Consider the following 25838-nt stretch of genomic DNA (forward strand, 5'->3'; position numbering starts at 1 on the left):
ACCCAATAAAAAAGCTGCCCTTGGGCAGCTTTTTCACATTACAACAAGGTTGCTTAGAACGAGGTGCGCTTATAACGACGGTAATCGGCCGTCCAAAAGTTATCCTCAATCGCTTGTAACAACAACTCATCGCTGCAAGGCAGTGCATGGCCTTGCTCAACAGCAACCTTAGCCACCGCAAACGCAATATGCTTACTCACTTGGTGAATATTCTCCAATTTAGGCAGCAGTGAACCGTGTCCCTGTATCGCCAATGGTGAACATTCGGCTAACGCACGGCTCGAGGCCATCAACATTTCATTGCTGACGCGTTTAGCACCAGAAGCCAACACCCCAAGGCCAATACCAGGGAAGATATAACTGTTGTTGCACTGGGCAATTTCAAAGGTTTGTTCGTCAATGACCACAGGTTCAAATGGACTGCCTGTGGCAACCAATGCTTCCCCTTTGGTCCAATGCAAAATGTCTTTTGGCGTTGCCTCAACACGGCTGGTTGGATTTGACAACGGGAAAATGATAGGGCGCGCGCAATGACTGTGCATCGCTTTGATGATCTCTTCACTAAATAATCCCGGCGCCCCTGACACACCAATCAATACAGTCGGCTTGCCATTGTGCATCACGTCCAACAATGAAATGTTTTCACTCTCGGTCGTCCAGCTATCTACCAGCGCAGACTTCTGTGCCAAGGTTTGCTGGAACGGCAATAAGTTAGGCATGTTGTCTTGCAGCAAGCCCCAACGGTCAACCATAAACACCTGCTGACGAGCCAGCTCATCAGAAATACCTTCAGAGACCATTTGCGCCACAATCGCCTCGGCGATACCGCAGCCGGCGCTGCCAGCACCTAGAAACGCAATTCGCTGCTGGCTCAACTGGGTATTAGCAGCCTTACACGCAGCCAGTAATGAACCAACTGTTACTGCGGCTGTGCCTTGAATATCGTCATTAAAACAGCAGTATTGGTCTTTATAACGCTCAAGTAATGGCATGGCATTCTTTTGCGCAAAATCTTCAAACTGGATCAATGCATCTGGCCAGCGACGATGTACGGCTTGCATAAAGGCTTCAACAAATTCGGCATATTCTTCGCCACCAATACGCTGATTACGCCAGCCCATATACATAGGGTCTTCAAGCAAGTGCGGATTATCCGTGCCCACATCCAACGTAATAGGCAAGGTATATGCAGGGCTGATCCCGCCACAACTGGTATACAGAGAGAGTTTGCCGATAGGGATCCCCATACCACCAATGCCTTGGTCACCAAGGCCTAAGATACGCTCGCCATCGGTGACCACTATGATCTTCACTTTTTGGCGAGTCGAGTTATTCAAAATATCATCGATACGGTCTTTATGAGGATAAGAGACAAACAGACCCCGGTTACGACGATAGTTTTTTGAAAAACGCTCACACGCCATCCCCACCGTAGGGGTGTAGATGATAGGCATCATCTCGGTAATGTGGTTTTGCACTAAACGATAAAATAGGGTTTCGTTGGTGTCTTGAATGTTTCTCAAATAGATATGTCTATCGAGATCATTGCTGAAGTTTTTATATTGGTCGTAGGCACGCGACGCTTGTTCTTCAATTGTTTCGATAACATGAGGCAGGAGGCCCTCAAGGTTAAAGAAAATACGCTCTTCTTCGGTAAACGCACTGCCTTTATTAATAAGAGGCGCCTCCAAAATGGCTGGGCCGGCAAAAGGAAGATATAGCGGGCGTTTATTATCGTCCATTGGTAACCTTTATTGTATGTGAAATAGTGGATTGACTGTCGTTCGAATGCGGCAAGATTACCACAAAGTGTGATCTTTGTTGTCTTTTTAGCGGTGGATTTTTGATTATTTTATCCTTGCCTTTGTTTTAAACATCCTACTTTGGCACACAAAAAAGCACAGCCTAGGCTGTGCTTTTGATATGACTTATTGAAGATCACTTACCACGATATTTAATCGATAACCCAGTAAGGAAGTTACGCAACACCTGATCGCCACACTCTTTAAAGTGCTTATGACCCGGCTTTCTAAACAAAGCACCTAACTCTGACTTGCTCATGCTGAAGTCTGCCAAGGCAAGCGTGTTGATGATATCTTCTTCACGCATCTCAAGTGCGACTCGAAGCTTCTTGAATATCAGGTTATTGTTTAACTGCGACACGGGCTCAGGGATCTCAGCGCCCTCTTTTAAACCGCGCTTCTCGATGATCAAGCCATCAAGGAACAGACAAAGGGTCTTATCGTTACACGGTTTATAGCCCTCTTCTGACTCTTTCTTAAGCATGTCGAGCAGTTCTTCTTGGGTTATCTCATGTTTTACCTTGGCAAAAATCTTAATCATTTTTGCATTTTGGTAGTCAAACACAAAACGTAAACGGCGTAATATATCGTTGTTAATCATAATCGAATGTCTTTACCTTTTGGATAGCGCGGCTGCGCGATCATCTTAGAGGCGTATTATAACTGAGTTTTACCGTTAACTAAGCGATTTTTTCACCATTTTTGGCTCATCACGCCGCCGATATTTCACCTGCGTATATACATTGGAGTCAAGCCCACAAGACAAACGATTACCCTAGCGTTTTCCAATAGATAAATAGGCCTGCAAAGCCCAGCAAATACCCCATGCCCAACCAAGATAGTAAGCGCATTTTAGTACCATAACGATCCGCCACGGCCAAGCGTTCACTGGTCATTAATCGGTAATTGAGCCACGCAAAAATAATGGTCGTCATAAACGCTAGCGTCATAACAAACTGTAATAATGGCAACAAGGCACCTTTGAAAAATAAGATGATCCCCAGCCCCAATAGACTCACCCCCACCATGATGGCCGTTAGCCAAGCACTACTTTTGTCGCTTGGCTGCTGCATCAATAATTGCCAACCTAACGCTAAGGTTCGGCTGTAACCATCAATCACAGTGACAGTGGTACTGAAAATACACAGCAGGGCCACAATGGCGATTAAATAACGACTTTCGCTGCCAAGTACTTGGCTATAAAGGGTAATGAGCTGGTCAGCAAATTGGGCTCCAGAGGCCGAGAAATGCTCACCGCTGCCATGCATCACCAAGGTTCCTAAGGATAAAAATACCACCGCCAATACCGCTGTAGTGGCATAACCTAAATTAAAATCGAACAAGGCTTGCGCTTGAGTCACTCTTTGCTGCTTTTGCTTTTCTAATAGCCATAATGAGTTCCAACAACTGACTTCAATAGGCGCGGGCATCCAGCCCATCATCGCCACCAAAAAGCCCACATGGGCCCAATCCCATGGCGAAGGTGACACAAATCCGTCAACTATAATGGGCTCGGCGTTAAACGCTAATGCTGCAGCCGTTAAGGTGGTAATGGTTAACACCAACATGACCACCTTAGTCACCTTATCAAGCAGTTGATAATGCCCCAGTATCAACATGAGTAAGCTCGACGCTAAGACGATGAACGCCAAGATATCGATAGACAAGGGAATAAACAAAGTGAGCATCGCCGCGGTTAACATCGCCACCCCCGCGGTGCTAGCGATGGCCGCAATGGTATTGAGCACGGTAAACAACAATAGGTAGCGCCTGCCCTGCTGCAAGTAACCGTGCAGCAAACTCTCGCCAGTGGCGGCGGTATAACGCGCTCCTGCCGCAAAAAACGGATACTTAAGTAAATTAACCGCCACGATCACCCAAGCGAGCTGCCAACCAAATTCGGCGCCAGCGCGGGTTGAAGCGACCAAATGCGATGCTCCAATGGCCGCTGCCGCCATTAACAACCCAGGCCCCGTGGCTTTGAGTACGCGATTGATTCGTTCAAGTGGGCCAATGGCCACCGTGGCATGCGTGCTATTCATAGTATATTTATCCGTTTATTCATATTTGGTAGGTTGCTGCCTGCAATATTGTATTAATCCCACATAATGGCACGCTAGGCTCGGGCTCTCCTCATGGAAGTTGTTTAAACAACTTAATTAGAGAAAACATAGATAAAACAAATTCTATATGAAACTGTCTTTAAAATAGAGTCAATAGACATTCATTCAATGAATCACCAGATTAATTTCAGCCATTACAACACCCACTAAAAATAAAGAGTAAAAAGCAGCCATAAGGCTCATGCTCACCGGCTTCCCATCATTACCATTAACTGACCTAAGACGTTTCCAGAAAACGATGAAACCTTAATAGAAGCACATTGCGACTTTGACGCTCAAGCATGCTGAAAATAGGCCGTCCCAAAGAGCGATGCGATCGACCTAGAGCAAGCCCGAGCAAAAACAAAAAATGCCAGTCAGCTTAACTGACTGGCATTAGTCTTCTGGCTACCTTTACGGTATTTGAGCGATCACTTAAAGCTGGGTGGCCGCCCACTTAGCACGGCTTTCACGGCTTTCTTTAAGCCCCTCTTTTTCGCGATAAGCTTTATAGGCGTCGACATCCAGAGCCACTAAAGTCACATCAACCTCTAGCACCAACTTGCACTCTTTTTTGATACGCCATGCCGCGGTGTTGTACAGCTCAGTTAACGGCAATGCACTCAAAAACTCAGGGTTGTATTGGGTATAAATTGCCTGCGTTGGGTACACCACAAAGCTTAAACGGCGCTTGGGTTCTTTTTTAAATAACTCTTCAATACCATCACAGGTATTAAGTACTTGCATCTCGATGGTTTCATCAAGCTCAAGTAATTTTTTTGCTGCAAGTCCTGATACGTCAGCCTCGCCCGCTTCCCAAGCCAGCACTTGCGCTTCGGTCGACTTTGATAGTTCAGCAACTTGCGCCGCACTTAAACCTAAAGAGTGGCGCAGGTAGGTAATTTCAATCGCATTTAACTCTGCATTTTTCGACATATTGATTTCCAAATTGAGTACGTAAACATCTATCGTTTTGCTGGGATAAATATCAGCTAAGGTAAAAAAAGCGCTCACAAGGTTAAGCGGCTAAGCTTGGATCCACACATCTTCGGCCCACTGCCAAAACGACTCCCAACCATCCTCATCGAGCTCACCATCACGCCACAACATCACCTGACCTTCTTGGTCGATACAGTAAAAGTCATCGCCCATCTGACAGATAGCGATGTACTCTCGAGGCAGGCCAATGGACCATGCATATGAGGTCACCTCGGGCAAATAGGTATGCGCATAAGGATCGCTGGCGGTCACGGGTTCTAGCGTACCGTGGATCACATCACTGGCATACAAGAGGTACTCTTTTAACTCTGCAGGCAGTGGGATCAAAATTTGCTCTTCCACCTCCACCAGCTGTTCAAAGGTGGGTAACTCTAACGGAACCGGTACGGTTTCACTTAATTCCTGTAGCTGTTCGATCAGATCATGCATGGTTTATTCGCTAGTTATGGGGCTAATGGCGGCAAGTATAATCGCTTTGGCGGGGATTTGTTAAGCCAATTTCAGTCGAAGGCTGATGGGTAAACGCAGCTCAATGGTGTAGCGGTGGATTATCTATCGCGCGACGCCATCGGCTGAGGACAATATGCCGTTGCCACCTACGCAGCTTGGGCAATAAGGTTCGCACTGTCGATACGTTTATAGTGCAACCATGCCTTGTGATAGCACTTATGAGACTGCTGACGTAACTGAGTGATTTTAGCCAGTTCCAATTGACTCAGTGCACGTTGCTGCTCTTTGGCGTTGGCTTCAATAGTTTGTACTGCTTGATAAATCTGATGCTCCTCACCACTTTTAATCTCGGCAATGGCATTAAGATGTAACTGAACCTCGGCAATCATGCCGCTTTGTGGCAGCTTGACTAACAGATTAAGATCGCGATAACCCGAGGCCTTAGGCGTGGCAAAACGGTTTTTAACCTGCACAACCGTCGCCTTATGTTGCAAAGCGGCAAAGGCCTGCATCAGGCGATGAATATCGCTGGCAACAATACTGGCACGGGCTAAATCGGTAATTTGACTGGCATCACCATTAAACTTAACGGCGACCTTCTGCGCCGCGCGCTGATAACTTTTAATCGCTGGTACAATCAACTCGTAGTGCTCAGCCCCATCAATACTCTTGAGTATGTCTTGCAACTCTTGCTGAGCGCCATCGGCTTTGGCGTAAAGTTGCTCTAGATTACTGCTGGTTTGTCGAATGGGTTGTGACGACGTGGTGGGGATGGCGATAAGGCCAGCGAGGTTAGGATTAAATGATTGGCGGGAGATGAAGTTGCTGCGTGGGTCTTTTAGATTAACTTGGGGCTCATAACTGGCGGCTAAACCGCTACGGGTCGACAGCAATAACAGGAAAATAATAAAGGTGCGAAATAATCTATTCATAACCATCCTCGGTAACAATCCTAACCTCGAGCCTCTAATCTATCCTCCAATGGCTTAACCCTTGCTGAATGCAAAGTGAATATTGATTCATCTTAACGCACGATAAAAAACCAACAAAAAAGAGCGCGTAATGCGCTCTTTTTATTAACTAAAGTTAAATTTTAAAGCGTGAAATCTATCTGCATAGCAGCAGATAGCATAGCGCTTAATCTTGCCTTACAGACTTACCAAATTTTCACCTGCTTTTCAGGCGCAATATACATAGCGTCGCCCTCTTTAACGTTAAAGGTGGTGTAAAACTCGGGCATGTTTGACAGTGCTCCTATCGCACGGAATTTAGCGGGTGAATGAGGATCGGTAGCCACTCGATTACGCATCGCTTCCTCTTTCATCTTAGCGCGCCAAATTTGGCTAAAGCCGATAAAGAAGCGCTCATCACCACTCAAGCCGTCAATAACCGGCGCTTCTTTGCCATCGAGTGACATCTTGTAAGCCTTGTAGGCGATGGTCACTCCCGACAGATCGCCAATGTTCTCACCCAGCGTCAACTCACCGTTGACTTTAAGGTCGTCGAACACCGCATAGTTATTGTACTGTTCGACTAAGGCTTTACCGCGCGCGGCAAACTCTTTTAAGTCTTGCTCTGTCCACCAATCACGCATGTTGCCTTCACCATCAAACTTAGCCCCTTGGTCATCGAAACCATGGCCCATTTCATGGCCAATTACAGCGCCAATGCCACCATAGTTAACCGCATCATCGGCCGCCATGTTAAAAAATGGCGGTTGTAAGATAGCCGCAGGGAAGACAATTTCATTCATCGTTGGATTGTAGTAAGCGTTAACGGTTTGCGGCGTCATGTGCCACTCCCACTTCCGAATCGCTGAGCCGAGTTTTTCTAGCTCTTTATCATGACTTAAGGTACTGGCGCGCATGGCGTTACCCACTAAGTCATCACTTTTAATGGTCAGCTTAGTGTAATCTTCCCAGCGATCGGGATAGCCGATTTTAGGGTCAAATTTAGCCAACTTATCTTTAGCCGCCACTTTGGTGTCTGGACTCATCCAGCTTAAGTTTTCGATACTTTCGCCGTAGGCGCCGCGTAAGTTTTCAACCAAACCTTGCATGCGCTCTTTAGCTTCAGGAGTAAAGTGACGCTTAACGTACACCTTGCCGACAACTTCACCTAAGACTGAATTCACCGCGCCCACGCCGCGCTTCCAACGAGGCTCTTGTTCGGCTTGGCCATTAAGGGTCTTCGCGAAAAACTCAAAATTCTCTTTGTCGAGATCTAAGCTTAAATTACCGGCAAAATGGGTGAGGGTTTGCCAAGTCATATAGGTCTGCCATGTGGCTAAATCATTAGCCTTAAGCACCTCATTGAAACCTTCAATAAAGCTAGGTTGGTTAATGATAATGTCTGCTTGCTGGTCGGCACCTAAGGTTTTGAGGTAACCGTCCCAGTTGATGTCTGGTGCTAAGCTAGAGAGCTCAGCCACTTGATACAGGTTATAGATCTTAGTGCTATCACGCGTTTCGACCACATCCCAATGACGGCTAGCGATTGCGGTTTCTAGGGCTAACACCTGTTCAGCGCTAGCTTTAGGATTAGGTAAGCCTGCCAACGTGAACATTTTTTCAATGTGTTCGACAAACGCCTGACGGATCTTAACGAAGCGCTCTGCCTCGTTAAAATAGTAATCTTTTTCTGGCAAGCTTAAGCCATACTGCCAAATATGGGTGGCATAACGGCTAGAATCTTTGGCGTCGATGTTGATGTAAAATGCTAGGGGTGTGCCCCCGCCAATCACTTGGCTATGGGCAAAATACTCGACTAATTCATTTTTATTTTGCAGTGCGGCAATCTTATCTAGTTCAGCCTGAATAGGCTTTATCCCTAATGCGTTTAAGGTGTCTGTGTCCATAAATGAGCGATACAGATCGGCCACTTTTTGCTCGTCACTGCCCGCGGTAAGATTAGCCGTTGCAGCCACTTCTTCAATAATGGCTTTAACGTCATCACGAGACTTTTCACGTAAATCATAGAAAGCGCCCGTGCTAGTACGGTCGCTTGGGATCTCGGTGTTATTGATCCAGGTGCCATTCACATATGAATAAAAGTCGTCTTGCGGACGAACCGATTTATCAAAGTTGACAAAGTCGATACCCGACGTCAGCGCCTGCTCAACGGCAACCGCGGCTTCTGTTTTGGCCATCTCTGGCGCACTAACTTCGACGTTATTGTTATTACAGGCGCTAAGGCCCACGATTAATGAGGCGCAAAGTCCGCCTACGAGCACTTTCTTCATCTGAATTCCTTGGTATTTGCTGATTGAATTATTGTTTTGTTGCTATTTATTGTTCTGTCGCCATGTTGAACTGTACTTAGGTGACTATCACACTAGAACCCTGTGGCGCTTATCATCGAGTTCAAATGGGTTACTTGCTGCAAACCATACATGTTAAATTGTTTGGGCCAATGTAAACAAGTTAATCTCCCATTCTACTGACGTCATTGCACCACAGATATGTAACTAAAGGTTTCGTATCACAGGTGCCATATAACCCATAACCCTGCCGTTAAAGCTGTTTAATCTCTCTCGCTGGATTGCCGCCGACAAGGGTTTTAGCCGCCACATCTTTACTCACCACAGCCCCCGCGGCAATCACCGCCTCATTACCAATCGTCACCCCAGGGAGAATAATCGCCCCACCACCAATCCACACTCGCTCACCAATATCAATCGCCTTAGCGGTTTCCCATCCCTGTAGGCGGCGCTCGGCCTCTAGTGGGTGGCTGGCGGTGTAACACTGCACATTGGGCCCTAGCATAGTATTACGACCAATATAGATGGGGGCATTGTCTTGCAAGGTGACATTGGCATTAATAAACACCTCGTCGCTTAGGTGCACATTGACCCCGTAGCTGATAAAGAATGGAGATTGAATATGGGCGCTGGGGACAATATTGGGCAGCAGTTGCCTGTCGAGTTGGCCTGTGCGATTAGCCACCTGATTAAGTTGTTGCTGCTGTTGCCAAAACGCTTGTAATTGCGGTTCTAAGCAATAATACTCCTCACCATTAATCATCTGAGTAAATGGACTATCAGCCAAGTCTGTAAGTGTTATTGTCATGGGTTATCCTTGCAAGCGTTAAATCTCGACATCATCGTAATGGTGGCTAGTGACGTCGAGCGAATTACTACGCTACCCCTTTCCCTTTGCCGGCGCTAGCCTCATAATGTCTGCCATTATGATTTTATTGCCGAGTAACCTGTGCGTTTAGACAAATTTATCTGCGAGTCCACCTCTTTAACCCGCTCACTGGCCAAAAAAGCCCTGCATCGAGGCGATGTGACCTGCGATGGCACCATAGTCAAAGACTCCGGCTTTAAAGTGACTCCACACCATCAAATTTGCCTTAATGGTGAAGTCATCTCAGTGATTGGTCCTCGCTTTATCATGCTCAACAAGCCAGTCAATACCATCTGCTCTACCATAGATGAAGAGTACCCGTCGGTGCTGAGCCTTATCGATGTCGCCAAACCAGAAGAGCTGCACATTGCTGGTCGCTTAGATGTCGATACCACTGGGCTGGTACTGATCACCAGCGATGGCCAATGGTCACATAAAATCACCTCACCGAAAAAAGAGTGCGGTAAGCGCTATCTGGTTCAGCTGGCCGATCCAATTGGTGAAGCGCTCATTGCCGAGTTTGCCCAAGGCATAGCACTGAAAAATGAAGATGGCCTCACTAAACCTGCCACCTTAGAGATTATTGACCCGCAACAGGTGCGACTAACAATCACCGAAGGTAAGTACCATCAAGTCAAACGCATGTTTGCCGCTGTGGGTAATAAAGTTGTTGGCTTACACCGCGAATGTGTCGGCCATATCGAACTGGACGAGGCGCTCGCACCTGGCGAGTGGCGCTACTTAACCGCCGCCGAAATAGCCTCGGTTTAACCGCTTATACCCCCTAAAAAAACGCCCATCATTAACCGCGTTAATGATGGGCGTTCATTATGTCTTAGTGGCACTCACATGTCGCATCGTCATGGCGAGCGATACCTTATCACTCGCCGCCAATCACACTCTTGATGCTGTTGAGTAAGGCTCTGTCGGTACGCGCTTTTTTAAGCTTTTTAGCACTTTCTTTTAATGACGCATCCGATAAACGCGTAAAAATATTGTTGTACTCTTTTTCATCAATCGCTTCATCACTGTCGGCCAGCTCGGCAATATCTTGCGCCACACGACTCAGTTGCAACCAAGCGTTAGCGATATAAAAACCATGAAAATCGGCTTGCGGCAATAATGCACTGGCACTGGCTGGTAGGCCATCCCACACGGCTGCAAATTTTTGGTCTTTATCTTCAATCAATTCCTGACAAAGATTGGCATAAGCTTCCATCAAATTAGCCGGCACCTTATCCATAGGGATAACGCTATTGCAGACGTTTAACGCCACCTGTTGTGCCCGCTGTTGATAGGCTTGACTCTGATAATTCATATGTTTGTAAACCCTTTAATTAAAATGTCCCGCTGATATAAATACCATAGTTATCTTTACCGGCAATCGGGCTGATAGTGATGCCTTTATAGGGATCGGTAAAATAGAGTCCCGACACTATGCCAATCGCTGCGCCCGCTAACACATCTTCCAGATAGTGTTTATCACTCGCCACCCGGGTATAACCCACATAACCGGCAGCCACATAAGCCGGAATCGCCCACTGCCAACCATAGCGTTGCTGCACAAAAGTAGCCGCGGCAAAGGTATCGGCGGTGTGCCCTGAGGGAAAAGAATCATCGCCCGATCCATCTGGACGCTGTTTATCGATGGCATATTTTAAGCCTTCGACCGCCACACGCGAGACCACGCCGCTTTTGATCAGCTGCCAACTGCCCTGATAATCATCTTCAACGGCAATAGAGGCGCCTAAAGTGACCGAAGGTAACAGCAGATGCAATACATCCCCCGACTGTTCAAGGCTAGATGCGCTGCAGTAAGATGAACTTAGCAGCATGACAATACTTGCGCATAATCGTTTCACTATAACTCGCTTAAAATAGATATCGGGAAAAGGCTGACTTTATACCTGTCGCGCAGACGAAAAGCAAAACTGAGTGCCATAAACCCCATATGAGTTGCCTGCCACGCTTCATCGACGCCCCCAATCGGTCCCCCACTAAGCTGCACTCAGTCATTTGCGCCCAGTGCTACGCTACGACCTCACGCTACTGCTGATACTAATTCTGATGCTGGCACTAATTGCTGATTAAGCTTGTGAGCCACTCAAGGTGTTGCCACTGCGGCTTAACTGGTATTATGTGGCAGTTAGCCATCATCACTATGTCGATACCATTACCATGCAAACACAGCCAACAGCGCTATCTCAACTCAATAGCAGCCAACTGCAACAACTTGCCATCAAGATAAAGCAGTGGGGCAAAGCGCTCGGATTTGCACAAATAGGCATTACCGATACCGACTTAACCCAAGAAGAGCCCAAGCTACAAGCATGGCTCGACAAGGGGTATCACGCACAGATGCACTACATGCAGGCCCACGGGATGATGCGAGCCCGCCCGCAAGAACTCCACCCCGGTACCTTAAGAGTGATCTCGGCGAGAATGGATTATCTGCCACCCGAGGCTGGCTTTGCCACCCATTTACGCGACCCGAATATGGCCTATATTTCTCGTTATGCCGGAGGCCGTGATTACCATAAGATGATCCGTAATCGGCTCAAAAAATTGGGGCAACAGATTGAGGCAGAATTAACCAGTTTAGGCATGGAAAAACCCAACTTTCGTCCTTTTGTCGATTCAGCCCCTATTCTTGAGCGACCATTAGCCGAGAAGGCGGGCATTGGTTGGACGGGAAAACACAGCTTATTGCTCAATCATCAGGCCGGCAGCTGGTTCTTCTTAGGCGAACTGCTTATTGATCTGCCGCTGCCGATAGATGTGCCCATTCAGGCCGATTGCCAAACCTGCGTCGCCTGTATCAAATCGTGCCCCACCAACGCCATAGTTGAACCCTATGTTGTCGATGGCGGGCGCTGTATCTCTTACCTGACCATCGAACTGCAGGGCGCGATCCCAATCGAATTTCGGCCGCTGATCGGCAACCGTATCTACGGCTGTGACGACTGCCAACTGGTGTGCCCCGTCAATGCGCAGGCACCATTGACCCAAGAGAGTGACTTTCACACTCGCGACCCACTTAAACACCCGCAATTGCTCGCACTGTTTGCTTGGAGTGAAGCCGAGTTTTTACGTTACACCGAAGGCAGTGCCATTCGCCGTATTGGCCATAAGCGCTGGCTTCGTAACATTGCCGTGGCGCTGGGCAATGCACCGCACTCGGATGCCATTATGGCCGCGCTGCAGCACAGACGTATAAGCGATGAGGTCGATGAGATGGTAATAGAACATATTGACTGGGCGTTAATGCAGCAGCAGACAAAAGCCAACCCACCCGCCGATGAGACCAGCACATTAGCGGTACAAATGGTCGCCGCGCAGCACCCTAACCGCAAGACCCAGCGCGTAGTCCGCACCATTGAAAAAGGCTTACCAAGAGATGCGTAAGCCTTAATATGAGCCGTGGCGCAAACCACCTATCGCCTGCTTCCTTTATCTGTCAGTATCTAAGGTAAAACCCACCTTAACCGTGACTTGCCAATGGGCAATGAGCCCCTCCTCTAAATGGCCACGGGTCTCAACCACCTCAAACCAACGTAAATGATGTAACGACTGACTCGCTTCGGCGATGGCATTCTTTATCGCTTCATCGGAACTGATGGGTGAAGATCCGACAAGCTCGATGATCTTATAGGTGTGACTCATAATGATTCTCCCAAGTTAGTTGGTCGTCTACTTTGAGTATAGAAAGCTTTTTTACCTCTGCGCGTAAAAAGCCCACTATCGGCATTAATGGCAAAAATCTCCTAGACTGAAGGCAATCAAATCGCCGTAGTTCATCTGCATAGGAGCTCGAATGGACAAGCCAATTATTGCTGACAACAAACCCAAGAAGGTCAAATTAACCCAAGGTAAGGAATACTTTTTTTGTGTCTGTGGCCGCTCTAGCAACCAGCCATTTTGCGATGGTTCCCACCAAGGCAGCGGCTTTGAGCCAAAAGCATTTACCGCCAAAAAAGATGGCGACGCCTACCTTTGCGCCTGCAAGCACACAGGTAATCCCCCTTTTTGCGACGGCAGTCATAAACAATTTACCCAAGAGCAAGTCGGCACAGAAGGCCCGGGCATAGCTGCGACCTCCAGCGATGATGAGATGCCAAGCGCCATCGCCACAGCAGAAGAGCCCAGTGTTGCCCTCATCCACCAGCTAGCCAGAGAGGGGCTAAGCACTCTGGGGCATCATGGCCCGGTGGTCGCCATGGGCGTGCCGCGCCAGCAGTTGCCCCATTGGGACGATATCCAAATAATGACCGCGCAGATGGCAACAAAACCGCTATTTGAAGATGAGGAGGTGCGCACCGAACTTATCATCGGGCCCGAGGCGCGTAAGCCGCTACAACTTAGCATCCCCTTATTGGTCTCTGATATGAGCTTTGGTGCCCTGTCTGAAGAGGCGAAAATCGCCTTAGCCAAAGGAGCAGAACTGGCAGGAACAGGCATCTGCTCTGGTGAAGGGGGCATGTTACCCGCCGAGCAAGCGGCCAACTCACGTTATTTTTATGAGCTGGCTAGCGCCAAATTTGGTTATAAAGAGGCGCTATTACACTCGATTCAGGCATTTCATTTTAAAGGCGGCCAAGGCGCCAAAACCGGTACTGGCGGCCACCTACCTGGCATCAAAAATCAGGGAAAAATAGCCGAAGTACGGGGAATACCAGCAGGTGAAGATGCCATCTCACCACCGACTTTTCATGATCTGCGCTCGGTCAGCGACTTCAAACGTTTTGCCGATCGCGTACGTGAGCTCAGTGGCGGCGTGCCTATCGGCTTTAAACTGAGCGCCAACCATATTGAGCAAGATATTCAGTTTGCCCTCGATGCCAGCGCCGACTACATCATCTTAGATGGTCGTGGTGGTGGCACAGGCGCCGCGCCACAAATATTTCGCGACCATATCAGCGTCCCAACCATTGCCGCTCTAGCGCGGGCGCGGCGCTATTTAGACAGCCAAGGCGCTAGCGGACGCGTCACCTTGATTATCACTGGCGGCCTTCGATTACCGATGGACTTTGTTAAAGCCATGGCCTTGGGCGCCGACGGCGTCGCCATCGCAAACAGTGCGATGCAATCCATTGGCTGCGTAGCCGCGCGAATTTGTCATACCAATAACTGTCCAGCAGGTATCGCCACCCAAAATGCTGACCTGCGCCAACGGCTGCATATCGACACCTCGGCGCAGCAACTGGCCAACTTTCTTGCCGCCTCAACTGAGCTGATGCAGGTGATGGCGCGCGCCTGTGGTCATCATCACCTCAGTGATTTTAACTCTAATGACTTAGCCACATGGCATAGAGAGATGGCGCAGCTATCGGGTATCAACTACGCCGGTATCATGCCGATTAATGACAACTGATCGCTAGGTTGAGTGATGAAAAAAAGAGATGAGCCGCTTAGCGACTCATCTCTATGTAGCCTATTGCACTATACGCATTGAATGGAAAACTCATTCCAAACAATTAAGCCAAAAACAACAGAGCTCGAAAATTCAACCGACGACCTAGTTAACTGCCGCCAGCGCTTTTAAGCCCGCCTCAGCAATGCGCACATCTTCACTGCCGTGGGCACCGCCCACGCCAATGCCGCCAACAACCACATCATTAATATAGATGGGAATGCCGCCGTCCATGGCTAAAATATTTTCATCCAAGTACCTGATATCTTCAGGAATGGTGCCCTCTTTAATCCCTTTGGCAATCACAGCAGTCGGTCTTTTTTGCGAGTTAGCCGTGTAAGCCTTTTTATAACTGGCACGAATGGTGTGCACCCCAGCTTGATGATCCCTAAGCACGGCTAAGGTTTGTCCTGATCTATCGACCACAGTGATAGACACCGCCAATTGATCTTGTTGAGCTTGTAAAAATGCAAAATTAACTATCTTTTGCGCCATTTGCCCAGTCAGGACAGGCAGCATGGTGACCTGTTCGGGCTTATTTGCAGCACGTTCATCTTGGTGGGCTTGCGCCGAGTCAGCTTGTCCAGCAAAGGAGACGGTTGAAGCGGCAAACGCAGCCGACACTAATAATTTGTTCATGTTTAACCCTACATTTGAGTTGACGAATAACGATAGGTATTTGGACGAAAGCCAAGTAATTAAGTGAAGTCTAACGCAATGCGATTTGATTTAAAAATTTGATATGCTTTGATTTACTTAAGTATTAAAAAACAGCTGGCCCATTTAAAGCCAGCTGCTTGCATGCCCCGTCAGCCAAGAAAAATAAAACTCATTAACTCATCAAGCTAACCCAGTCGGCGTCTTAGCTGCTGCGTGGCCGTCACCATATGTTGCAATGCCGGCTCAACTTCATCCCAAGTGCGCGTCTTGAGCCCACAATCTGGATTAACCCACAATTGGCGAACAGGAATTTTAGTCGCCGCCTTGTCGATAAGCGCAACCATCTGCTCGACACTGGGGATATTCGGGCTATGGATATCATACACGCCAGGGCCTATCTCGTTGGGATAGTCGAAATCTTCGAAGGCATTGAGCAACTCCATATGTGAGCGCGAAGTTTCAATGGTGATCACATCGGCGTCCATGGCGGCAATCGATGCGATGGTAGCATTAAACTCGCTGTAACACATATGGGTGTGGATCTGGGTGTCATCCTTAACGCCGGCGGCGCTGAGTTTAAAGGCGTTTACAGCCCAATCTAAGTAGGTTTGCCACTGTGATTGTTTCAGCGGCAACCCTTCACGAAATGCCGGCTCATCGATCTGGATAATCTTAATCCCCGCGTTTTGCAGATCAACCACTTCATCACGGATGGCCAAGGCCAATTGGTTCGCGATCACCTCGCGGCTAATATCTTCGCGGGCAAATGACCAATGCAAGATGGTAACCGGGCCAGTCAGCATCCCTTTTACGGGTTTGTCAGTCAACGATTGGGCGTAGGTGGCCCAATCTAATGTCATCGGCTTAGGCCGTGAGACATCACCATAAATCAAGGGCGGTTTAACACAACGAGAGCCGTAACTTTGCACCCAACCAAATTGGGTAAAACCGACGCCATCTAACTGTTCACCAAAGTATTCCACCATGTCGTTACGTTCAGCTTCACCATGGACCAACACATCGATCCCCAGTTTCAACTGCCTTTGTATGGTGTCGCGAGTAACACCTTGCAACTGGGCAATATACGCCGCTTCGGTCAACTCACCTTTACGCCAACGACTGCGCAGTCCTCGTATGGCTGGGGTTTGTGGAAACGAGCCTATGGTCGTGGTCGGCAGCAAAGGCAAGCGCAGACACTGTTGCTGTAATACTTGCCGCTGGGCAAAACGGCTTTGGCGCTCAAAATCGCCAGTGGTTAAGGCAGCGACGCGCTCATTCACTTGCGAATTAGCCGCCTGCTGTCTGGCCTCGCGGCGCGCGCGGCAACGCTGGGCTGTGGCCAGAGCAGCCTTTGAGGCTGGCTCGATTAATAGAGTACGCAACTGGCTAAGCTCATTGAGTTTTTGTTTGGCAAAACTGAGCTGCTGACGCAGCGCTGTATCAAGCTCGGTTTCCACATCAAGATCCACCGGGCTATGCAGTAACGAGCAAGACGGCGCTAACCAGATCTGCTTGCCTAAATCGGCCACCACAGGGGCAATATCTGCGGCAATCTTATCTAACTCGGCCGCCCAGACATTACGACCGTTAATCACCCCTAGGCTCAATATTTGCTCGGGCTGTAAACTGCCCGCAAACAACGACAACTGCTCTGGCGCACTGACTAAATCCAGATGAATCCCCGCCACAGCTAAATTCGCAATGAGCCCATGGTGATGTGCCACCGAGCCATAATAGCTGGCCAGTAACAGCTTAACCTGCACCTGGCTCAATGAGGCATAGGTTGCGGTGAAGGGCGCTTGCCACTCAGGCGTTAACTCCAATGCTAAGATGGGTTCATCAAGCTGTACCCATGTCACCCCTTGGGCTTTAAAGCGAGCAAGGATCGCCTGATAAACCTCAATCAATTGGGGTAACAAACTCAACTTATCAAATGCTTGCCCCTCGCATTTTGCCAAGTAGAGGTAAGACAGTGGCCCAAGCAACACAGGTTTCACCTGATGACCCAAGGCTTTGGCCAGCTCCACCTCATCAAATAACTGTTCATAGGCAATACTGAACGTTTGATTTTGACTCAGCTCGGGCACGATATAGTGATAATTACTATTAAAATACTTTTTCATTTGCGAGGCGCTGCTGGCCGCACCTGTTGGGGCGCGCCCTCGTGCCATTCTAAATAGGGTATCTAAATCCACCTTGTCGCCATCACGATGGCGAGCTGGAATGGCATTAATGGTGGCGCTTAAGGTAAGCACCTGATCGTAGTAGGCAAAGTCACCAACTGGCAGCAAACTCACTCCCGCATCGGCCTGCCACTGCCAATGAGTTTGCCGTAAAGTGTTGGCCACCTCATGCAGCGCCGCTGGCGTGATCTCTTGGCGCCAATATTGCTCTAACGCAAATTTAAGTTCACGCTGACGCCCAATTCGAGGAAAACCTAATGACGCGATCTTGATAGTTTGCATACTGATACCCTTCTAAATGAGATAAGCCAACGTGTGATGCCCCTGCTCCGACATCACAACTCAAGCTTGATTAACCATAAATACGCCACAAGCAAAACAGGCGTCTGGACGTCTAGAAGTTTATTGTGTTAATCTGTTGGTTCGCAATGGAATTGATTTCAACCCCAACATGAGCAAGATTCATCTGAGGTAAAAATGATAGAGCTTAGGCATTTACGCACATTAGTTGCACTCAAGGAAAGTGGCAGTCTTGCTGGGGCTGCTGAGAAACGCTTTGTCACCCAATCGGCTTTATCCCATCAAATCAAAGAGCTGGAAACTCGAATTAACTCAGCCATCTTTATCCGTAAGAGCAAACCGCTGTCGTTTACTCAGGAGGGAGCACGACTACTGCATCTGGCCGAAGAGATATTACCTAAGGTGACAGAGACCGAACTTGAGCTTAAAAATGGTCTCAATAGTGACAATACCGATCTGTTTGTGGGGATTGAATGCCACAGCTGTTTTCGCTGGCTAATGCCGGTGATCACTGAGTTTAATGCCAGTTTTCCCCACAGTAATTTAGAGCTATCGAGCCGGCACCTATTTGATTCGCTAACGGCACTCAAGCAGGGGCAATTGGATGTGGTACTGACGTCAGATCCTATTCCAGATCATGATATTACCTACCAACACTTATTTGATTTTGAAGTAAAACTTATCTGCGCCACCGATCATCCCCTAGCAACGCAGCCCTTTGTCAGCCCAGCTCATTTAGCTCAGCATACCTTGCTCACCTACCCTGTGCCGCCCGAACGTTTAGACATTTATCGCCATTTTATGGAGCCTGCGGGCGTGCCTATCGCTAAACAAATCCGATGCGATCTCACCTCCATGCTACTGCAACGCATCGCCTGTAAAGATGGCGTCTCCGCCCTCCCCACATGGTCGATTAACCAAGCCCACGGCTTGTCACTTAGCGCGCTACCATTAGGCCGCGACGGCTTAAAGCGCCCGCTATTTGGGGCCTATCGCCGCAGCAGTAGCAAAACTAGAGTGGCGCAACACTGGTTGCAGTTAGTGGCTAACGAAGGGATGGTAAAACAAGAAGATGCAATAATGGCTTAGCTGATATGACGATGCCCATTTAGACACTAAAAACCTATTTTTTACTAAAAAAAACAGATTTTTAGAGCTGATGGTTTACAACTGAGAATGATTAGAGTGGCTTAAGCAACTGATTACGCATCGCTAATACTCGGCGTAAAATCAGGCCGGGTGAGTCACTGTTACGAGTCTGACGTAGATTGTGGGCTATCATAAACTCTTGACGTAATTCCTCATCTAAGTCGAGCGACTCAAACGCATCGAGGGTAAGGATCTGTTTATGATTATCGATGATCGATTTAATGATAGACAGGGGTAGAGACTGTTCCGACTCGGCATTTAAATAAGCAAAGGCGCTTAAGGCGACAATTTCGCCAAACACGCTAAACAGCGCCAAAGTTTGCACTTCATCAGGGTCAATATTCACCCCTTCCATTTGGTGTAAGCTATCAACCGATTCTGCCGCAATGCTTTCGGTAAGTGTCCAGTAACCTGTCACCAACTTTTTATACAACGGAGGTAACTCATCGAGGCGCTCTTTGAGATAGAAAGTAAATGCGTAACGATAAATGTTAATTTGGCCTAAACGGACCAAGGCATCTTTGAGGGAGCGATTTTTAATGGCAGCAACACAGGGGGCCGCAGCCGCATTACTGCGATACAGCATGTGAGCTGCCAGTGCAGGATCGGATGAGACAATATCAATCACATTACGAATATCACCGTCGGCAATAATGGCTTTTTTTAACGGGATAAGAATACCACGGCGACCAATGACCTGCTCTTCATTGCCGATAATCGCACGCACTTGAGTGAATACTTGATGCTCAAGATCTGTCATGAGAAATTATTAACCTGATTAATCGTTGTGGCAAATCGCCAATTGTTACCGTCGGATTTACCCATAAAACGCCCGCTGCGGTCAAGTCGATTTGCCACAAATTCAAACTTTAATATAAATAAATCAATTAAGCTTGTTAACTGGGTCATAAATGATGAACTCGCTGAACAAAATAGCAGCAGCGAGTAAAAAGTGAATCTAAATATCCCACTTATTTAGCGCAACATCCGCCCAGCCATGTTATGCCTGAAGCCGTTAAATAGCTCCGGCCTGTTGTAAACGCTGATGCAGATGCACAGCCAACTGACGATAACCGGCATTATTGAGATGAATCGCATCAGATTTTAGCTCGCTCGATTTAAGTAATTCTGCCAGTTTGTCTTCAATAAGGAGTAAGCCATATTGCTCACTTAAACGCTTGTAGAGACTAGCAGGTGTCAGCCAAATCCCTTTTTGAGGCACAGCAATTAAAACAATGGCAATATCACGCTGCTGGGCTTGCTCAATCATTTGCGCTAAATTTAGCTCAACTTGATGCTCACTCATATTACGTAAAAAATCGTTGCCGCCTTGCAGCAATAACACTAAATGAGGTTGAGTGGCATCTAACACCTGTGCAAATCGCTGCGCCCCTTCGCCGCTGGTTTCGCCAGAAATGCCCGCATTAACCACCTCAAGGCCAGTTAAGTTAGCCAGAACACTGGGATAATCGGCTCCGGCACTGGCGCCTACGCCTTGGGTGAGGCTGTCGCCAAAGGCCAAAATACGCCCATGCTGCGGTAATGTTGCTAACGTCTCGCCCTTTTGCGGCAGTAGCCAGGCCAGCAACACGATGGCGATACCCAAGAGTAGCCATTTTAATTTCATCTTTTAACTCCTTGTTTATCGCTTTGCCACTCACAAGACTAACCTGTAATGATTAAGTCTGGCTTAATCAATTTAAGGAGCTGTTAAGCCTGAACCTCACGAGTAATGCTAGCGCTAGCATACACTTACGATAAAATTGCGGCTATAAAAAAGCCAATCAGCAAACCTGATTGGCTTTATCTTACTTTAAGTCACTTGGCGTGCACGCATTACCGCTTAAAAGCGGTAGCTCGCGGTTAAACGCAGCGCGCGGCCAGTCCCCGAGTAATAACCGTTGCCCCATGCACTGTAATAACCTGCGCTAACATACTCTTCATCAAGCAGATTATCGACTCGCAAGCTGGCTAACCACGAGCCGCGAGTATAGTTAAGCGCGACATTGGTGAGCAGGTAATCCGCTAGCTTAGGATCAACATTGGCGTTGTCGCCCTCGATAAAGCGCTCCCCCGTATACAGGCCTTCAACAAACAGTTGCACATGTTCACTGATATCGTAACTGATATAGCCACGACCCGAATGCTTCGCCACCCAAGAGAGTGACTTACCCTCATTAACGCCATCGGTAAATTCGGCATCAATGTAGTTATATTCAAGCCCCAGCAGCACCTGCTGCATGACTTGCCAATCCCAATCTAAACTGACGCCATAACGACGTGATGCATCGGCGTTCACGTTAGCACCAGGGAAACTGCCACCAGTTGGAGTATCGGCGCTAGGGTCGAACACTATTTCATCTTCTAGTTCGAGACGATAGGCACTCACTCGCAGTGTTTGCTGCGCTAGCGTCCAGTCCCACCCCGCTTCATAAGAGCGGCCAGTTTGCGGCTTGAGCCCCTTCACATTGGCCGGGGTATAAGCTTGCTCATCAACCTTGGCAAAGCGGAAATTATCGTCGGCGCGCAGGTAAAAACGCTGAGCGTTGGTAGGACGATAGTTAATCCCAAGTTCAAATGCGTGGGCATCTTGATCCAACTCAATGCCGTTAGCGTAGGCGCTGGGATCGCGCAGATCGTCGGTCACCTCGGCATAACGCCCCCCCACAATGTAACTGACACTTTGAGTCAGTGGCACAGTGGCTTGCACATAGGCACTGATCTGCTTTTGCACGTTTTCACGGCCACTACTAAACACCGACTCACCACGGCTTAAATCGAGCCCGCTCACTAAGGTTAACGGCCCGTTGCCAGTGGTAAAGTTAGCAATCGCCTTAGGGTTAAACTCTAGTAATGAGCGCGTATCACGGCGGTTGCTGCCCCAGCTATTGAGGCCAGTGATTAAGGTGTCGGCATAATTAATATCCGCCCCAAGCTCCCACTGCTGATTGAGTTGACGCTGGTAGCCCGAACGCAGCGCCGTGGTCATCTCATGCAGATAACTGTCATAGGCCCCTGGGGCGCTGGCATTTGATTGGCGTGGGTCTTGTTCAATCTGCTCAAGGGTTAATGCACCAGCCAATTCTCGACGGTTGTCATAGTAACTGCTTTCGGCAAAAAAGTGCTGCGCATCGTCTTGATACTGCAAGCGCCCTAATAACGATGAGGTTTCATTCGCGTTATGGTCGCGATAGTTATCCCCTTGGTTATAACTGGCCGCACCATAAAAACGCCAATTAGCGTTTATCGCCCCTGACACATCAAGGTTACCTTCATAGGTATCAAAACTGCCCCCAGAAAGCTGCACGCTGCCACCACTGCCCTGTGGCGCCTTGGTGATGATGTTAATCACACCACCCACCGCCTGATCGCCATATAACACCCCCGCACTCCCGGACATGATCTCGATGCGCTCAACTTGATTAAGGGCAATAGCGCTGATGCTTGGGGCGGCAATATCAATATTGTTCAATCGACGTCCATCAATCAAAATCAAGGTATTACTCGCCGCTTGGCTAGCACTAAAGCCCCGCAGTGCAAATACGGCTCCGGTGTTTGAATCAGAAATCTGTATACCACTTTGACCGCGTAACACTTCGGTTAAACTCGTTGCGCCACTCATCTCAATCGCCGCGGCATCAATCACATTGACGTTAGCGGCAATATTGAGAGGGGTACTGACATTGCGACCAATAACGGTAATGGTCTCACCGATATTGATTTGCGCAGAGGGGTCATTTTGCGCCGTCACTGAAAACGCAGAAAAACTAAATAAACCGCCAATTAACAGGGCGATAGCTGTAGGTTGTGTACCCATTTACCTTTAACTCCTAAAAGGGAAACGGGGCAAGAGGTCACGACTTCACGCCGCCGGATAGACGATATGAGGTCGCATTTCGAGATCTGCCCGCCGAAATCTCAAAATCACCTTAAGGGCCGGTCTCCGGACTGAGGATAGGTATAAACCCAAACTGCGGTTGATACGACAAGACTAAGTTTTTTTAACGCTTAGTTATAGCAAGCGCACCCAGCTTTCACCTTTCACCGTTGCGGGGGCAGTGCCAGATTTTCACAGGCTTCCCGATTATCCCATTGCGACTGACGCAACTGGGCACCACAAAAGATTGACTCGAATTTGGTTACCTATAACGGCAATGCACAACTGTTATTCCATACAAAGTGGCATCGCCGTCAAGACCGCGGGCATTATAGACGTCTAAACGGATAAAAGTCTAACAAAGCATGTTAAGTCAGTGTCATACAAATCACCGCTCACATCGGTTTACGACAGTAAGTCGCTTCGCCATTGACGTTAGTAATGATAATTTTTAACACAAATAAATCACCATACTGACAATAATCACTGTTAACCCTTTATCCTCCCTTGCTACAGACCCTATAATAAACAACCAGTAAGCGATTATTTACCCACCAGTCATTGTCGTCATCTAGCCGGCATTATCGACTACTCAAATGGAATCAACCTGTGCTAACAAAACTGCGCGCGATGCAAAGCTCCACCCAGATGATAGTGGCCATGTTTATAGGCTTTGGCGTGGGCTTGTTTTTTGGCGAGTCCGTCGGCTGGCTCAGTAATATTGGCACCAGCGTCATTCTGTTAATGCAGATGACGGTACTGCCCTTTATTTTGGTTTCTCTCATTGGCGGTATCGGCAAACTTAAGCGCACCACCGCCAGTTTAATTTTTAGCCGCGCTGGCGTCATCATGTTACTGCTGTGGCTAATGGGCTTAGTGTTGGTGGCCCTCATGCCGCTGTCATTTCCTTTTGTTGAAACGGCCTCTTTTTTCAGCACCAGCATTGTCGAGCCCACGACTCCTATCGATTACTTTAAGCTGTATATTCCGGCCAACCCGTTTGAGTCGATGGCGGCGGGCTATGTGCCTGCCATGGTGGTGTTCAGTATCGCCATGGGGCTGGCGCTCATTGGCATGGAGGGCGAAAACAAACAGCTTATCATCACCTTTATGCATACCTGTAGCGAGATATTCTCTAAGATCACTCAGGCGCTGGTACGGGTCTTGCCGATAGGGATTTTTGCCATGTCGGCCTCGGCGGCGGGCACGATGGGAGTCGATGAATTTGCCAGTATGCAGGTGTATCTCATCAGCTATTTTGTGCTTTGTTTACTGCTCACTTTCTGGCTGTTGCCGTGGATCATCGCCTCACTCACCCCAGTGACCTATGCCCAAGCGCTGCGCATCGCAAAATCGAGCGTGGTCACCGCATTCGCGACCGGCAATATTTTTATCGTGATCCCTGTGATTGTCGACGAATGTAAGCAGATCATGCGCGAACATGAAAGCCTCAGCGATGACGCCGAAACCCTAATTGAAATTTTGGTGCCCATCGCCTTTACCTTTCCCAATATCGGTAAACTGACGGTCATTTTGTTTGTGCTGTTTGCCGGCTGGTTTAACGGCACTCCGGTGGACATTAGCGAGCTACCGTCACTGTCGATTAGCGGTCTGCTCTCTCTATTTGGTAGCGTCTATGTCGCCATCCCTTTTATGTTGGACTTACTGCATCTGCCGCAAGATCTGTTTCAACTGTTTGTGATGTCAGGCTTTATTACCGGAAAATTTAACTCTATAGCCGCCGTTATGTACCTATTTGCCTTAACACTACTCACGGTATCCCTATTTGAGCGGCGTTTAAGACTGCGCCCACCACAACTGCTGAAATTAAGTATTGGCGTCGTCGTAAGCGTCGCCTTGACCTTAGTGGTGAGCCGAGTGGGTATGGGCATGTTGATCCACAGCCCTGATGTCACCAGCGGCGTAATTGCCAATATGCAGGTGGCCGATAAAGTGCCGACTATCGTTAAAAAACAGTTCCCAGTCCTCGGCAAAACGCCAAGCGCCCCAATCGCCAATGTGCAAACCATCCGCCAACGCGGAGTACTAAAGGTGGGTTACATCCCCAGCAATGTGCCTTTTAGCTACTATAATAATGCCGCCCAATTAGTGGGGTTTGACAGCGCAATGGCCAGTAAACTCGCCGAAGATTTAGGGGTAAAAGTGGAGTTTATTCCTTTTCATAAAGATCACTTGGCCGAGTCACTCAAGGCGGGCTTTTTCGATATTGCCATGTCAGGCTTAGCCATGGATATCAACCAAATGGATCAGCTGAGCTATGTTGACCCTGTGCTCAAATTAAATTTAGCTATCGCCACCAAAGACCATAAGGTCAACAGTTTTAAACGCAAACAATCGATTTTAACGCTGCAAAATACCACCATCGCCTATGTAGAGCACAGTGACATTATCGAAGAAGCCAAGGCCAACTACCCCAACCTCACCTTTGTTAAAATTGACGGTTATAAAACCTTTTTTAGGCAGAAGTCCGATAAATATGATGCGGTAGTGATCAGCGCCGAAGCCGGTTCAGCTTGGACCTTATTCTTCCCCGGTTACGGCATTGCCTTGCTCGAAAGTAAGGTGCAATATCCGGTGGCTTATGCGGTCGCCCAAGACAATCAATCGCTACTCAATTACGTCAATAACTGGCAGAAGCTACGCAAAGTCGATGGCCACCAGCAGCGGCTGTATAACTATTGGATGCTAGGCCAAGGCGCCATAGAAGATAAACCGCGCTGGTCTATCATTCGTGATGTCTTACATTGGGTGGAGTAAT

The 25838-nt window shown here is 48.2% G+C and carries 21 protein-coding genes and 1 riboswitch; of the genes, 5 read left to right on the forward strand and 16 right to left on the reverse strand.

Annotated elements, in window-relative coordinates; translation table 11 throughout:
- Nucleotides 1-53: 53 nt before the first annotated feature.
- The 8 genes from AC5YBX_RS13255 to AC5YBX_RS13290 form a co-directional block, all read right to left on the reverse strand.
- Nucleotides 54-1742: an NAD-dependent malic enzyme gene (locus AC5YBX_RS13255; protein WP_494521114.1), complete on the reverse strand. Its 1689-nt coding sequence runs from the start codon at nucleotides 1740-1742 to the stop codon at nucleotides 54-56.
- Nucleotides 1743-1938: 196 nt separating this feature from the next.
- The gene (locus tag AC5YBX_RS13260; protein ID WP_110457489.1) at nucleotides 1939-2403 is read right to left on the reverse strand and encodes a YehS family protein; all 465 of its coding nucleotides are present in this window, start codon (nucleotides 2401-2403) and stop codon (nucleotides 1939-1941) included.
- Nucleotides 2404-2572: 169 nt separating this feature from the next.
- Complete coding sequence (locus tag AC5YBX_RS13265) at nucleotides 2573-3844, reverse strand: Nramp family divalent metal transporter (RefSeq protein ID WP_494521113.1); 1272 nt, start codon at nucleotides 3842-3844, stop codon at nucleotides 2573-2575.
- Nucleotides 3845-4339: 495 nt separating this feature from the next.
- On the reverse strand, nucleotides 4340-4840 hold the full coding sequence (locus AC5YBX_RS13270; protein ID WP_494523811.1) for a DUF4447 family protein: 501 nt from the start codon (nucleotides 4838-4840) through the stop codon (nucleotides 4340-4342).
- Between the two features lie 90 nt (nucleotides 4841-4930).
- A complete protein-coding gene (locus tag AC5YBX_RS13275; protein ID WP_494521111.1) occupies nucleotides 4931-5332 on the reverse strand; it encodes an SMI1/KNR4 family protein in 402 nt (133 codons plus the stop codon).
- A gap of 167 nt (nucleotides 5333-5499) precedes the next feature.
- Nucleotides 5500-6285 (reverse strand): RelA/SpoT domain-containing protein, encoded by a 786-nt coding sequence (locus tag AC5YBX_RS13280; RefSeq protein WP_494523812.1) that lies wholly within the window; start codon nucleotides 6283-6285, stop codon nucleotides 5500-5502.
- Between the two features lie 224 nt (nucleotides 6286-6509).
- Entirely contained in the window at nucleotides 6510-8594 is a 2085-nt protein-coding gene (locus AC5YBX_RS13285; protein ID WP_494523813.1) for a M13 family metallopeptidase, read from the reverse strand.
- A gap of 271 nt (nucleotides 8595-8865) precedes the next feature.
- Nucleotides 8866-9420, reverse strand: coding sequence for a sugar O-acetyltransferase (locus AC5YBX_RS13290; RefSeq protein ID WP_494523814.1), 555 nt, complete (start codon nucleotides 9418-9420; stop codon nucleotides 8866-8868).
- A gap of 141 nt (nucleotides 9421-9561) precedes the next feature.
- Between AC5YBX_RS13290 and rsuA the strand changes: the two genes are divergently transcribed.
- Nucleotides 9562-10251 carry a 16S rRNA pseudouridine(516) synthase RsuA gene (gene rsuA / locus AC5YBX_RS13295; RefSeq protein ID WP_494521107.1) on the forward strand — a complete coding sequence of 230 codons (690 nt, stop codon included), beginning with the start codon at nucleotides 9562-9564 and terminating at the stop codon, nucleotides 10249-10251.
- 109 nt (nucleotides 10252-10360) lie between these two features.
- Here rsuA and AC5YBX_RS13300 read toward each other — a convergent pair whose 3' ends face one another.
- Together AC5YBX_RS13300 and AC5YBX_RS13305 are read right to left on the reverse strand one after the other, a co-directional pair.
- The gene (locus AC5YBX_RS13300; RefSeq protein WP_110457482.1) at nucleotides 10361-10798 is read right to left on the reverse strand and encodes a DUF3069 domain-containing protein; all 438 of its coding nucleotides are present in this window, start codon (nucleotides 10796-10798) and stop codon (nucleotides 10361-10363) included.
- Between the two features lie 19 nt (nucleotides 10799-10817).
- Nucleotides 10818-11315, reverse strand: a complete 498-nt coding sequence (locus AC5YBX_RS13305; RefSeq protein WP_494524823.1) for a phosphatase PAP2 family protein — start codon at nucleotides 11313-11315, stop codon at nucleotides 10818-10820.
- Between the two features lie 343 nt (nucleotides 11316-11658).
- Here AC5YBX_RS13305 and queG point away from each other — a divergent pair, with 343 nt between their 5' ends.
- Nucleotides 11659-12885, forward strand: a complete 1227-nt coding sequence (queG, locus tag AC5YBX_RS13310; protein ID WP_494524824.1) for a tRNA epoxyqueuosine(34) reductase QueG — start codon at nucleotides 11659-11661, stop codon at nucleotides 12883-12885.
- Between the two features lie 45 nt (nucleotides 12886-12930).
- Here queG and AC5YBX_RS13315 read toward each other — a convergent pair whose 3' ends face one another.
- A complete protein-coding gene (locus tag AC5YBX_RS13315; protein ID WP_110457480.1) occupies nucleotides 12931-13143 on the reverse strand; it encodes a dodecin in 213 nt (70 codons plus the stop codon).
- A 151-nt stretch (nucleotides 13144-13294) separates the two neighbouring features.
- On the opposite strand from AC5YBX_RS13315, the gene AC5YBX_RS13320 reads away from it, so the two are divergent.
- Nucleotides 13295-14851 (forward strand): glutamate synthase-related protein, encoded by a 1557-nt coding sequence (locus tag AC5YBX_RS13320; RefSeq protein ID WP_494523815.1) that lies wholly within the window; start codon nucleotides 13295-13297, stop codon nucleotides 14849-14851.
- 144 nt (nucleotides 14852-14995) lie between these two features.
- Here the strand turns inward: AC5YBX_RS13320 and AC5YBX_RS13325 are convergent, their stop codons facing one another.
- Entirely contained in the window at nucleotides 14996-15529 is a 534-nt protein-coding gene (locus tag AC5YBX_RS13325) for a GlcG/HbpS family heme-binding protein (RefSeq protein ID WP_494521105.1), read from the reverse strand.
- Between the two features lie 206 nt (nucleotides 15530-15735).
- Nucleotides 15736-18006: a 5-methyltetrahydropteroyltriglutamate--homocysteine S-methyltransferase gene (gene metE / locus AC5YBX_RS13330; protein WP_494524825.1), complete on the reverse strand. Its 2271-nt coding sequence runs from the start codon at nucleotides 18004-18006 to the stop codon at nucleotides 15736-15738.
- A 204-nt stretch (nucleotides 18007-18210) separates the two neighbouring features.
- Here metE and AC5YBX_RS13335 point away from each other — a divergent pair, with 204 nt between their 5' ends.
- Entirely contained in the window at nucleotides 18211-19122 is a 912-nt protein-coding gene (locus AC5YBX_RS13335) for a LysR substrate-binding domain-containing protein (RefSeq protein ID WP_494523816.1), read from the forward strand.
- A 91-nt stretch (nucleotides 19123-19213) separates the two neighbouring features.
- On the opposite strand, the gene AC5YBX_RS13340 is transcribed toward AC5YBX_RS13335, so the two are convergent.
- From AC5YBX_RS13340 to AC5YBX_RS13350, 3 genes are all read right to left on the reverse strand, one after another.
- The gene (locus tag AC5YBX_RS13340) at nucleotides 19214-19942 is read right to left on the reverse strand and encodes an HDOD domain-containing protein (RefSeq protein WP_494523817.1); all 729 of its coding nucleotides are present in this window, start codon (nucleotides 19940-19942) and stop codon (nucleotides 19214-19216) included.
- Between the two features lie 255 nt (nucleotides 19943-20197).
- Entirely contained in the window at nucleotides 20198-20809 is a 612-nt protein-coding gene (locus AC5YBX_RS13345; RefSeq protein ID WP_494521102.1) for a GDSL-type esterase/lipase family protein, read from the reverse strand.
- Between the two features lie 216 nt (nucleotides 20810-21025).
- Nucleotides 21026-22999 carry a TonB-dependent receptor gene (locus tag AC5YBX_RS13350; RefSeq protein ID WP_494523818.1) on the reverse strand — a complete coding sequence of 658 codons (1974 nt, stop codon included), beginning with the start codon at nucleotides 22997-22999 and terminating at the stop codon, nucleotides 21026-21028.
- 100 nt (nucleotides 23000-23099) lie between these two features.
- Nucleotides 23100-23316, reverse strand: a riboswitch (cobalamin riboswitch).
- 352 nt (nucleotides 23317-23668) lie between these two features.
- On the opposite strand from AC5YBX_RS13350, the gene AC5YBX_RS13355 reads away from it, so the two are divergent.
- Complete coding sequence (locus AC5YBX_RS13355; RefSeq protein WP_494523819.1) at nucleotides 23669-25837, forward strand: cation:dicarboxylate symporter family transporter; 2169 nt, start codon at nucleotides 23669-23671, stop codon at nucleotides 25835-25837.
- Nucleotide 25838: the final 1 nt, after the last annotated feature.

This window comes from Shewanella sp. 492, from assembly GCF_059338445.1.